We start from the raw sequence: 11,784 nt of genomic DNA on the forward strand, positions 1-11,784 counted from the left end.
TGCTCGGCCCAGAATGCTTCCCGATCGGCCGCCGCCCGCTGGTAGAACCCCGCGTCGGCGTTCGCCTGAGCGGCGAACTCCGCGCTCGGCGGGTACGAGTCCCTGTGGTCGGCGCTGGTTCCAGTCATCTCGTCTCTTCTTTCCACGTAGCCTGAGCGCACGATTCGACGCAGCCGAGTTCGACAGTAATCAACTGTGACCCATGCCGCGTGCGGTGTATCGGCCGGGCTCCGCGCGCGCCGCATTGCCGCGTGTCGTCCCGGGATGTGTGTCCCTTCCCCGCCCCGACGAAGGCAATATTTCGGTCGAATGGCCCGTTTCCGCACGAAACATGGGGTGTTTCGGCGATGTTGCCGGATCGGTAACAAGTGCGCCGAACTTCGGCGCAATCAGGTGACAGTGCCCGCGCCGGTCGTTACTCTGCCAACACACAGGGGGATCGTGTCGGCATGCGCTGATGGACCTCGCGCGGGTGCCGATCGGCTCCCCCCTTCTCGCACCGGGAGGACGCGTTGAAATTCCACAGAGCGATGGCGCTGACCGCGGCAGTCGTACTGGCCACGACGCTCGGGCTGTCCGCATGTTCCTCGGGCGACGGCGCCGATGCCGACATCGTCACCGTCAACGGCGGGGAGCCGCAGAATCCCCTGGTGCCCACCAACACCAACGAGAACATGGGCGGCCGCGTGGTCGACCGGCTGTTCGCGGGCTTGAAGTACTACGACGCCGACGGCAAGGCGCACGACGAGATGGCGGAGTCGATCCAGACCACGGATCGGAAGAACTACCGGGTGACCATCAAGCCCGGCTGGAAGTTCACCGACGGCACCCCGGTGACGGCGAAGTCGTTCGTCGACGCGTGGAACTACGGGGCACTCGGCAGCAACGCGCAGTTGCAGAGCTACGTGTTCGGCCCCATCGTCGGTTTCGACGAGGTGTCCGCGGAAAAGCCGACGGCACAGACGATGTCGGGCCTGAAGGTGATCGATGACCGCACCTTCACCATCGAGCTGAAAGCTCCGTCGATCGACTTCGAGACCGAACTCGGGTACGCGCCGTTCTATCCGCTGCCCGAAGCCGCCTTCAAGGACATGAAGGCGTTCGGGGAGAACCCGATCGGCAACGGCCCGTACAAGTTCGCCCGGACCGGGGCGTGGGAGCACAACGTCAAGATCGATCTGGTGCCCAACCCGGAATACCGAGGCGGCCGCCCGGCCAAGAACAAAGGGCTGCGGTTCGTGATGTACCAGTCCTTCGATACCGCGTACGCGGACCTGCAGGCGGGCAACCTCGACGCGCTCGACACCGTGCCCGACAGCGCGCTCACCTCCTATCAGCAGGATCTCGGCGACCGCGCGATCACCAAGCCGACCGCCCAGAATCAGCACATCGGCATCCAGGCGAATGTCGCGCACTTCGCCGGCCAGGAGGGGCTGCTGCGGCGCCGCGCGATCTCGATGGCGATCAACCGGGAACAGATCGCGCAGAACATCTTCCACGGCACCCGGATCCCGGCACGCGACTTCACCGCCAGCACGCTGCCCGGCTTCGACGCGAACCTGCCCGGCACGGAGGTGCTGAAGTACAACCCCGACGAGGCCAGGAAGGTGTGGGCACAGGCCGACGCGATATCGCCGTGGTCGGGCCGCTACGAGATCGCCTACAACTCCGACGGCGGCCATCAGGCCTGGGTGGAGGCGGTGGCCAACAGCGTCAAGAACACCCTCGGCATCGACGCCATCGGCGTGCCGTACCCGACGTTCAAGAACATCCGCGACGAGGTGAACGCGCACACGATCAACAAAGCGTTCCGCTACGGCTGGCAGGGCGACTACCCGACCATGCTGCAGTTCCTCACCTCGCAGTACTACAGCTACTCCGATACCAACAACGTCGACTACAACAGTCCCGAGTTCGACCGCTTGCTCGATGCCGCCTTGGCCGCGTCGACCCAGGAGGAGTCCTACAAGCTCGTCGCGCAGGCGCAGGCGCTGCTGATCAAGGACCTGGCCGACATTCCCGTGTTCGACTACGTGGCCGCGGCGGGCCGCTCCGACCGGGTGCGGAATGCCGAACTCGCCTGGAACGGTCTGTTCGCCTTCGAGAACATCGAGAAGTAGCCGCCAGCCGCCCGGCGTCCGCACGGCGCTCGGCGGCGCTACCCAGGAGGCGAAATGGCCTGGTATGTCGTGCGGCGTCTGCTTCAGATGATCCCCGTGTTCCTCGGGGCGACGCTGCTCATCTACGCCCTGGTGTTCCTCGTCCCGGGCGATCCGATCCACGCGCTGGCCGGTGACAAACCGATGACGCCCGCGGTCGAGGCACAGCTGCGGGCGCGTTACCACCTCGACGAGCCCTTCCTCGTGCAGTACCTGCTGTACCTGAAAGGCATCGTCACGCTGGACTTCGGCACCGCCTTCTCCGGCAGGCCGGTGCGGGACGAACTCGCGCGCGCGTTCCCGATCACAATCAAGCTGGCGCTCATGGCCGTGCTGATCGAGTCGGTCTTCGGCGTGCTGTTCGGCCTGATCGCAGGGCTGCGCAAAGGCAAACTGTTCGATTCGACGATGCTCGTGGTCAGTCTGATCGTCATCGCGGTGCCGGTCTTCGTGGTGGGCTTCCTCGCGCAGTATCTGCTCGGGGTGAAGTGGGGGATCGTTCCGGTGACCGTGTCCGGTAAGGCGACGGTCGGTGAACTGCTGGTGCCCGCGTTCGTGCTCGGCTCGCTGTCGTTCGCCTACGTTCTGCGACTGACCCGGAACTCGGTGGCGGAGAACATGTCCGCCGACTACGTGCGCACGGCGACCGCCAAGGGACTCGGCAGGCCGCGTGTGGTGACCGTGCACATCCTGCGCAACTCGATGATCCCGGTGATCACGTTTCTCGGCGCCGATCTGGGCGCCCTGATGGGCGGCGCGATCGTCACGGAAGGCATCTTCAACATCCCGGGCGTCGGCGGCACGCTCTACCAGGCCATCACCAGGGGCGAACCGCCGACCGTGGTCTCCTTCGTCACGGTGCTGATCGTCATCTTCCTGGTCACCAACCTGGTCGTAGACCTGCTCTACGCCGCACTCGACCCGAGGATCCGCTATGCCTGACCTGACCGAGGGGCCGCCGCGCCGCGGCCAGGAGCACTTCGTCGCCCCGCCCGACGAGGTCGAGGTGCTCGCCACCGACGCCGTGCCTGCCGCAGGCGCGCCGACCAGCATCTGGCGCGACGCGTGGCGGCAGCTGCGGCGCAACCCCATCTTCGTCGTGGCGTCGGTGCTGATCGTGTTCGTGCTGATCGTGGTTATCTGGCCGGGGTTGTTCACCGATCAGGACCCGCGGTATTGCAATGGCGATTTCAGCATGGACCCGCGCGGCGCGGGCCACCCGTTCGGTTTCGACAAGCAGGGCTGCGACATCTACGCCCGGACGGTCTACGGCGCGCGGGCCTCCGTACTCGCCGGTGTCGGCGCGACGTCGCTGTTCGTACTGATCGGCGGGACGCTCGGGGCGCTGTCGGGCTTCTACGGCGGGCCGCTGGACTCGATCGTCTCCCGGGTCGCCGAAATCTTCTACGCGATCCCGCTGATGCTGGCCGCCATCGTGATCATGCAGCTGCTGGACGCGCGCACGATCTGGACGGTGATCGTCATCCTCGCCTCGTTCACCTGGCCGCAGGCGGCGCGGATCGCGCGCAGCGCCGTCATCCAAGCGAGGAACAGCGACTACGTCACGGCGGCGAAAGCATTGGGCGTCTCCCGCATCCGGACGCTTCTGCGTCACGTGCTGCCGAACGCGGCGGGACCGCTGATCGTGGTGACCACACTGTGGCTGGGCGTCTTCATCGTCACCGAGGCGACGCTGTCCTATCTCGGCGTCGGCCTGCCGCGCACGGTGGTGTCCTGGGGTGCGGATATCGCCACCGGGCAGAAGGAGATCCGCACCTCGGCCATCCTGTTCTATCCGGCGACGGCGCTCGCGCTGACCGTGCTGAGCTTCATCATGCTGGGCGACGCCGTGCGGGACGCCCTGGATCCGAAGGCGAGGAAGCGATGAGCGAGACCGAGCGCCCGCTGCTGGAGATCACCGATCTGAACGTGAGTTTCACCGCCGACGGCAAGCCGGTGCCCGCGGTCCGCGATGTGAGCCTGTCGGTCTATCCCGGGCAGACCGTGGCCATCGTCGGCGAATCCGGTTCGGGGAAGTCGACCACCGCGCACGCGATCATCGACCTGCTGCCCGGCACGGGCCGGATCACCTCCGGGTCGATCAGATTCGACGGCACGGACCTCACGGCGGCCTCCGCACGACAAATCGTCGCGGTCCGCGGCAGCGGCATCGGGCTGGTGCCGCAGGACCCGATGTCGAATCTGAATCCGGTGTGGAAGGTCGGATTCCAGATCCGCGAGACGTTGGAGGCCAACGGCATCGCGAAGGGCAAGGCCGCCAGGAAACGGGCCGTGGAGCTGCTCGAGGAAGCGGGCATGCCCGACGCCGAACGCCGGGTGAACCAGTATCCGCACGAGTTCTCCGGCGGCATGCGCCAGCGCGCGCTGATCGCGATCGGCCTGTCCTGCCGGCCCAAGCTGCTCATCGCCGACGAACCGACCTCGGCGCTCGACGTGACCGTGCAGCGACAGATCCTCGACCATCTCGACCGGCTCACCGCCGAACTCGGCACCGCCGTGCTGCTGATCACCCACGACCTGGGCCTGGCGGCGGAGCGGGCCGAACACCTGGTGGTGATGTATCGCGGCCGCGTCGTGGAATCCGGCCCGGCCCTGCGGATTCTGCGCGATCCCCAGCACCTGTACACCAAGCGGCTGGTGAGTTCGGCGCCGTCGCTGGCCGCGCGGCGCTCGGCGGTGCGGCGCCGGGCGGAGATCCGCGCGCAGGCGGTCCAGGTGGCCGAGCAGGCGGCGGCGGCCGACACGGAACTCACGGTGGTTCCGGATGAGGTGCTGGTCGCCGAGCACTTGACGAAGACGTTCCGCATCCGCGAGCGCACGCCGTGGAGATCGACCGAATTCGTCGCCGTGGACGACGTGTCGTTCCGGCTGCGGCGCGGGTCGACCACGGCGATCGTCGGCGAATCCGGCTCGGGCAAGACGACGGTGGCGCAGATGGTGCTCGGGCTGCTCGCACCCACCTCCGGCACGGTCACGTTCGACGGCAAGGACGTGACCGCCCTGGACCGCAAGGGCGCGTTCGCCTTCCGCCGCAGGGTGCAACCGATCTTCCAGGACCCCTACGGCTCGCTCGACCCGATGTACACCATCTACCGCACCATCGAGGAGCCGTTGCGCACCCATCGGATCGGCACCCCCGAAGAACGGGAGGCGACCGTGCGGGAGCTGCTCGACAAGGTGGCGCTGCCGGCCGATGTGCTGCGGCGCTACCCCAACGAGCTGTCCGGGGGGCAGCGTCAGCGCGTGGCCGTCGCGCGTGCGCTCGCACTCCGGCCGGAGGTGGTGGTGTGCGACGAGGCGGTGTCCGCACTCGACGTGCTGGTGCAGGCTCAGATCCTCCGGCTGCTCAACGAGCTGCAGGCCGAGCTGGGTCTGGCGTATCTGTTCATCACCCACGATCTGGCCGTCGTCCGGCAGATCGCCGACGACGTGCTCGTCATGCAGCGCGGCAAGGTGGTCGAAGCGGCGACGACCGACGAGGTGTTCGACCATCCTCGGCAGGAGTACACGCGCAAGCTGCTCGACGCGATCCCGGGACGCGATCTGCTGGCCGGGTAGGCGAGCCGGGCGCGCGGATCGGTCCGCGCGGCCGCAAGTAGCCTCGTATGCCGTGACCGATCCGCTGCAGCCCCTCGTCGATCTTCCCGGTGTCCGGGACGCGGCCGACCGCGCCCGCGACGCGCTCGCCGAAGTGCACCGGCACAAAGCGAACCGGCGCGGGTGGCCGACCACGGCGGCCGAGGCCGCGGTGCGCGCGGCGCGGTCCTCGGCGGCCATCGACGGCGGCAGCACGGACATCCCCGCCGACGGGCGGGTGGCGGACCCGATACTGGCCGGGTCGCTGCGCGTCGGTCAGGCGCTGGATGGGGACGCGCTGCGGAATCTGGTTGGCACCTGGCAGCGCGCTCCGCTGCAGGCGTTGGCGCGGCTGCATCTGCTCGCCGCGGCCGACCTGGTACCGCAGGAGGAGTCGCTCGGCAGGCCGCGCTTCGACTCCGGGGTAGCGCAGCGGCTGGACCTGCTGGCGCAAACCGTGGTCGGCTCCCGCGCGCCCGCCCCGGTGCTCGCCGCCGTAGTACACGGTGAGCTACTGGCGCTGAAGCCGTTCGGCACGGCCGACGGCGTGGTCGCGCGGGCGGCGTCCCGGCTGGTCGCGGTGTCCAGTGGGCTGGACCCGCACAGCCTCGGCGTGCCGGAGGTGTTCTTGTTGCGCAGGCGTCAGGCGTACCTGGACGCGGCCGCCGGGTTCGAGTCCGGGGAAGTGGAGGCCGTCGGCGGATGGGTGATCTTCTGCTGCGCGGCCTTCGAAGACGGTGCGCGCGAAGCCACATCGATCGCCGACTCGGCGGCGGGATAACCCCGGACACATCAAAGCGGGCGGCGTTGTCTGTCGACCTCACCGCCCGCTAGCACGGACTACCCGGTTACCAAGCGTGCTGGGTGGGTTGTGTTCTGCGGCCTCGGCGACAATCCGGACATCGGCCGGTTCATCCCCGCAACCTGTGCGAGGCCTTCGCCGTCGACTATCCGTATTTCGCAGGCCCACAACGCTTCTGCCCTTGTCGCGGCGCGCTCCGCGTGGGTGCCTGGTGTCCGTGCTGGGAAGGATGGTCGGGAGACAGTGCCTTCTCTTCCGGTACTGCCTTGGCCTTCCGCCCTTCCGTAGTTACCTTTCTACACTGTGACTGCACTCACATCAAGGGATTGTAAGACATTGAATAATCGGCGTGTTTCCCGGCGTTTCGTGGTTAAATGCCTGGTCCGCTGCGGCGTGTGCTAAGTCGGCAAATGCTCGGGCAAGCATCCGGCGACCAGGTATCACGAGGTGCTCGAGCGCTCGGATATCAGCGCCGGCGGCGCAGCATCCGGTAACTGATCGCGCCCGCCAGCACCGCGCTCAAGCCGACCGCGGCCGTGGCCGCGACCGTCGTCGAGGACGGCGCCTGGAAGCGCGCCCACAGCGACACCGGGTTGGAGAAGGTCAGGATCGGCCAGCCTCGTGCGGTGGCCTCGCGGCGCAGATTGCGATCCGGGTTGACCGCGGTGGGGTGCCCCACCGCGCCGAGCAGGGGCAGATCGGTGATCGAATCGGAGTAGGCGTAGCAGCGCGACAGGTCGTAACCCTCGCCGGCGGCGAGCTTTTCGACAGCGGCGACCTTGCCCTCGCCGTAGCAGTAGAACTCGACCTCGCCGGTGTACTTCCCGTCCGCCACGACCATCCGGGTAGCCGCGGTGTGTGAAGCGCCGAGCGCTTCGGCGATCGGACCGACGATCTCCTCGCCGGAGGCCGAGACGATCACCACGTCGTGGCCCCGGATCTTGTGGTCGGCGATCAAGTCGGCGGCCTCCGCGTATATCAGCGGATCGACCAGCTCGTGCAGCGTCTCGCCCACAATGGATTTCACCTGTTCGACGTCCCAGCCCGCGCACATGCTGGTCAGGTGGGCGCGCATGCGTTCCATCTGATCGTGGTCGGCACCGGACAGCAGGAACAGGAAGTGTGCGTAGCTGCTCTCCAGGACGGCGCGGCGGTTCAACAGCCCCTGCGCGAAGAAGGGCTTGCTGAACACGAACGTGCTCGACTTCGCGATCACGGTCTTGTCCAGATCGAAGAAGGCCGCGACGCGTCCACCCGTAGGGGCTGAGTTGTCCACCTGACCAGGATAGGCGGCGGAGTCGCCTCCTTCCGGAGGGGCGCTGAGCTGCGGGGCGGCTCACTGCGGTGCTTCGGCCGCAGGCCAGGGGGGACTTCGTAGGTTTCCGTGGTGGTGTCCTCGCGCGCTCGACCCGGTGGCGGGCGGTGTTTCCGCATCGTGTGCGACTTCTTCGGCCCTCGCACGCCGGCGTAGGGCCGCCTTCCTCCGGGCTGCCGGTTGTGCTCGGTTCTGTTCCGCGTGGTCCCACGCGGCCCTGGATGGCGCTCCTCATGCGCGGCCGCATCATCCCGGCAGCCCGGTGCGGTGGCCTGGCAGACCGGCGGATCGGGTCTGCCGCGCCTGCCGTGTGGCTTCCCTGCCTTCGATCCGCCGCAGGTGGGCGGCGGACGGACGACGGTCGTGCCCGATCGGCACGCGTGTTCCGAACGGCGGCGGGCGTGCGGACGGCGCGTCGGGGGAGTTTGCCCCGTAGACGCCGAAGCCACGAGGGCCGCAAAGATGTCCATCGGCAGACTTGCGTTGTGGGCGGGGCTTGGGTGTAGTATTGCTGGCACCTGGACATGGTCCAGGCGCGTTCAGCCCGACCCCCCGGGGCTGAACCCCGACGGCCCCAGCCTCCTCCCCCCCCGGCTGGGGCCGTCCTCTATTCCAGGGACAGTGCGGTAGGACGCCCGGCTCGGAAGTTGTCCACACCCCGGAAGCTATCCACATTCGGCACATCGGCCCTTCTCTCTCCGCGCGTGTTCAGCGACGCTGACCTGCATGAACCTCGAAGCATCGGAGCCGACCGGGCCGCCGCCCGCTCTCGTGCTCATCGATGACGACCGCCTGCGCGAGGAAGTCCGGCGCATCGCGGCGGCCGCCGAACGGTCTCTCGATGAGCGGACCCAGCCGGTCGGCAGGCATGCCTGGACGGGCGCTCCGCTGGTGATACTCGACACCGAGGCGGCGCGGGAGGCGGCCGCGGCGGGATACCTGCGCCGTACCGGCGTGGTGTTGGTAACCGATGGTGAGCCAGGCTTGCTCGACTGGCAGGCCGCCGCCTCGGTCGGGGCGGAGCGGGCTATCGCCCTGCCCGGCGCGGCGGTGGGGCTTATCGAGATGTTTGCCGAGTACGGCGAGCAACGTGCGGGCGATGGGGTGGTGGTCGCCGTCGCGGGGGCGGGCGGTGGGGCCGGGGCATCCACCTTGGCCGCCGCGGTCGCGCTGCGCGCCGCCGCGGAAGGGTTCCGGCGCGAGACCTTGCTGGTGGACGGCGCGCCCTTCGCGGGTGGCCTCGACCTGCTGCTCGGTATCGAGAACACGGCTGGGTTGCGCTGGCCCGATCTGGTGATCGAGGACGGGCGGGTCTCCGCGACCGCGTTGCACGGCGCCCTGCCCATCGCGGCGCCCGGACTGGCGGTGCTGTCCTGCGGGCGCTGCGGTGCGGGACGATTGCCACGCGAGCTCGGTGCGGCCGGAGTCCGCGCTGTGATCGAAGCGGGCCGTGTCGCAGGCGATTTCGTAGTTTGCGACATTTCCGGTGAGCGCGGACCGCATGCCGACCAGATGCTCGACTCGGCGGATCTCGTGGTGCTGGTCGTCCCGGCGCGCCTGCGGGCGGTCGCCGCCGCCGAAGCGGTGTCCGCGCACATCGCGCGCCGAAACCCGAACCAGGGCCTGATCGTTCGCGGCCCGGCGCCCGGTGGCCTGCGCGCGCCCGAGGTCGCCGAGGTGCTCGATCTTCCGCTGCTCGCCGCCGTCCGTGCCCAGAGCGGTCTGGCGCACCGGCTGGAGCGCGGCGGGATCTCGGTCCGCGGGCGCGGACCATTGCGCGACGCCGCCGACGCCGTGCTCGGTGTGCTCGGCGCACCACCTGGGCAGCGGAGGTGAGGCGGGGAAGATGAGCACGATACTGACCACCGAGCTGCTGGATCGGGTGCGGGAGCGACTGGCCACCGAGACCGGTGATCCGGATCCGGCGCAGGTCGCCGCCGCGATCCGCGCCGAAGCGGGCGGGGTGCTTGGGGACACCGACCTGCTGCGCGCCCTGCGGTTGTTGCAGACGGAGCTGACCGGCGCGGGCGTACTCGAACCGCTGCTGCACGATCCGCACGTCGCGGACGTCTTGGTGACAGGTCCCGACGCGGTGTGGATCGATCGCGGGCACGGTCTGGAGCGGACTTCGATCACGTTCTCCGACGAGGCCGCGGTACGGCGGCTGGCGCAGCGCCTGGCATTGTCGGCCGGGCGACGGCTCGACGACGCACAACCATGGGTGGACGGCCGGCTGACGGGAACCGGCGCGGCACTGGGGGATTCCTTCGGTGTCCGCTTGCACGCGGTCCTCGCGCCGGTCGCGCACGGGGGCACCTGTCTGTCGCTGCGCGTACTTCGTCCCGCTACTCAGGGACTCGACGCGCTCGCGTCGGCGGGCGCGGTGCCCGCCGACGCGAAGGTCCTGCTGAAACGAATCGTGCGGGCGAGGCTGGCATTCCTCGTGGTCGGTGGCACCGGCGCGGGCAAGACGACACTGCTGTCCGGCCTGCTCGCCACGGTGGACCCGTCCGAGCGGATCGTCTGCGTCGAGGATGCGGCGGAACTCGCGCCACCGCATCCGCACGTGGTCCGGCTGGTCGCCAGGACCGCGAACGTGGAGGGCGTCGGTGCGATCACCGTGCGCGACCTGGTCCGCCAAGCGCTGCGCATGCGGCCGGACCGGATCGTGGTCGGCGAGGTCAGGGGAGCCGAGGTGGTCGACCTGCTGACCGCGTTGAACACCGGTCACGACGGAGGAGCGGGCACCGTGCACGCCAACTCACCGCGAGAAGTCCCGGCCCGCTTGGAAGCTCTCGCCGCCTTGGGCGGAATGGATCGAGCGGCCTTGCACAGTCAACTCGCCGCCGCGGTGCAGGTCGTCGTGCACGTGCACCGTCGAACCGACGGCTCGCGCGGCTTACGCGAGATCGGCCTCGTGCACCGTAGCGGCGAGGGACACGTGCGGATCACGCCCGCCTGGCACGACACGGATGCGGCTCCCGCCGCCACGGACCTGTCCAGCCTGCTCGCCGAACGGCTCGACCGATGAGCGGCGCGCTCTTGTGCCTCACGCTGGCGTTGATCGTGGTCCCGGCGCCGCGGTCGCGCCGCCGGTTCGAGCGGTTGTCGACCGCGCGGGCCGAGTACCGGATGCCGGAGCGCGAAAGGCTGTTTCGCGCAGTTGCGAGCGTAGGCGTGGTGGTTGTGCTCCTCGTCTTCGGCCCTGGTCCTTTCCTCGCTGCCGGTCTGGTCAGCGGAACGGTCGGGTTGCGTGCCCGCCGGGCGGCGCGGGACCGGCGCAGGAGTGTCGAGCAAGGACATCTGCTCGACGCTTTGGAGGCCGTGATCGCCGAATTACGGGTGGGGGCGCACCCGAGCGCCGCCGCCGAGACCGCCGCGCGTGAGGTGCGGGGCGAATCGGAACGCGCGTTTGCCATCGGCGCCGCACGAAGTCGGCTCGGTGGCTCGGCGGCGGAGGGTCTGCGCAGACCGGATTCCTTGATCACCGAGGAACTTTCCCGGATCGCGGGCGCTTGGCAGGTGGCCGAGCGGCATGGCCTGGCCCTGGCCGAGTTGCTGTCGGCAGCCCGAACGGATCTCGCGGGCCGCCTTCGATTCCACGGCCGCACCACAGCAGCGCTGGCCGGTGCGCGCGCCACTGCCGCGGTCCTCGCCTGCCTGCCGCTTCTCGGCATCGCCCTCGGCCAAATGATGGGCGCAGCGCCGCTGCACGTCCTCTTCGCCTCGTCCGCAGGGACGGTGCTGCTTCCGCTCGGCGCGGGCCTGGCCTGCGCGGGCCTGCTGTGGACCGATGTGATCACGCGAAAGGTGCTGTTATGAAGACGCTTACGACGGTCGGCCGTGAGCGGCCGAATATCCAGGCCGACCTACCGCTTTCGATGCCGGCGTCGAGACGCGATGCGTGGAAA

General features: G+C 69.0%; 9 protein-coding genes. 8 read left to right on the plus strand and 1 reads right to left on the minus strand.

Annotation, left to right across the window (positions count from 1 at the left end; genetic code table 11):
• Positions 1–530 precede the first annotated feature (530 nt).
• The 5 genes from ACGF7Y_RS15600 to ACGF7Y_RS15620 are packed head-to-tail and all read left to right on the plus strand — an operon-like array spanning position 531 to position 6,537.
• A complete protein-coding gene (locus ACGF7Y_RS15600) occupies positions 531–2,120 on the plus strand; it encodes an ABC transporter substrate-binding protein (RefSeq protein WP_393234648.1) in 1,590 nt (529 codons plus the stop codon).
• A 54-nt stretch (positions 2,121–2,174) separates the two neighbouring features.
• Positions 2,175–3,101: an ABC transporter permease gene (locus tag ACGF7Y_RS15605; protein WP_393234030.1), complete on the plus strand. Its 927-nt coding sequence runs from the start codon at positions 2,175–2,177 to the stop codon at positions 3,099–3,101.
• Positions 3,094–4,047 carry an ABC transporter permease gene (locus ACGF7Y_RS15610; protein ID WP_393234032.1) on the plus strand — a complete coding sequence of 318 codons (954 nt, stop codon included), beginning with the start codon at positions 3,094–3,096 and terminating at the stop codon, positions 4,045–4,047. Before ACGF7Y_RS15605 ends, ACGF7Y_RS15610 begins: the two co-directional genes overlap by 8 nt.
• Complete coding sequence (locus tag ACGF7Y_RS15615; RefSeq protein ID WP_393234035.1) at positions 4,044–5,738, plus strand: ABC transporter ATP-binding protein; 1,695 nt, start codon at positions 4,044–4,046, stop codon at positions 5,736–5,738. The genes ACGF7Y_RS15610 and ACGF7Y_RS15615 overlap by 4 nt, the downstream gene beginning before the upstream one ends.
• Positions 5,739–5,790: 52 nt before the next feature.
• Positions 5,791–6,537: an oxidoreductase gene (locus ACGF7Y_RS15620; RefSeq protein WP_393234038.1), complete on the plus strand. Its 747-nt coding sequence runs from the start codon at positions 5,791–5,793 to the stop codon at positions 6,535–6,537.
• A 487-nt stretch (positions 6,538–7,024) separates the two neighbouring features.
• Here ACGF7Y_RS15620 and ACGF7Y_RS15625 read toward each other — a convergent pair whose 3' ends face one another.
• Positions 7,025–7,834 (minus strand): HAD-IB family hydrolase, encoded by an 810-nt coding sequence (locus tag ACGF7Y_RS15625; RefSeq protein ID WP_393234041.1) that lies wholly within the window; start codon positions 7,832–7,834, stop codon positions 7,025–7,027.
• 765 nt (positions 7,835–8,599) lie between these two features.
• Here ACGF7Y_RS15625 and ssd point away from each other — a divergent pair.
• The 3 genes from ssd to ACGF7Y_RS15640 are packed head-to-tail and all read left to right on the plus strand — an operon-like array spanning position 8,600 to position 11,695.
• Positions 8,600–9,709: a septum site-determining protein Ssd gene (gene ssd, locus ACGF7Y_RS15630; protein ID WP_393234043.1), complete on the plus strand. Its 1,110-nt coding sequence runs from the start codon at positions 8,600–8,602 to the stop codon at positions 9,707–9,709.
• A 10-nt stretch (positions 9,710–9,719) separates the two neighbouring features.
• The gene (locus ACGF7Y_RS15635; RefSeq protein ID WP_393234046.1) at positions 9,720–10,904 is read left to right on the plus strand and encodes a TadA family conjugal transfer-associated ATPase; all 1,185 of its coding nucleotides are present in this window, start codon (positions 9,720–9,722) and stop codon (positions 10,902–10,904) included.
• Complete coding sequence (locus ACGF7Y_RS15640; RefSeq protein ID WP_393234049.1) at positions 10,901–11,695, plus strand: type II secretion system F family protein; 795 nt, start codon at positions 10,901–10,903, stop codon at positions 11,693–11,695. The genes ACGF7Y_RS15635 and ACGF7Y_RS15640 overlap by 4 nt, the downstream gene beginning before the upstream one ends.
• Positions 11,696–11,784: the final 89 nt, after the last annotated feature.

It is taken from the genome of Nocardia sp. NPDC047654 (assembly GCF_043205035.1).
GTDB lineage: Bacteria > Actinomycetota > Actinomycetes > Mycobacteriales > Mycobacteriaceae > Nocardia.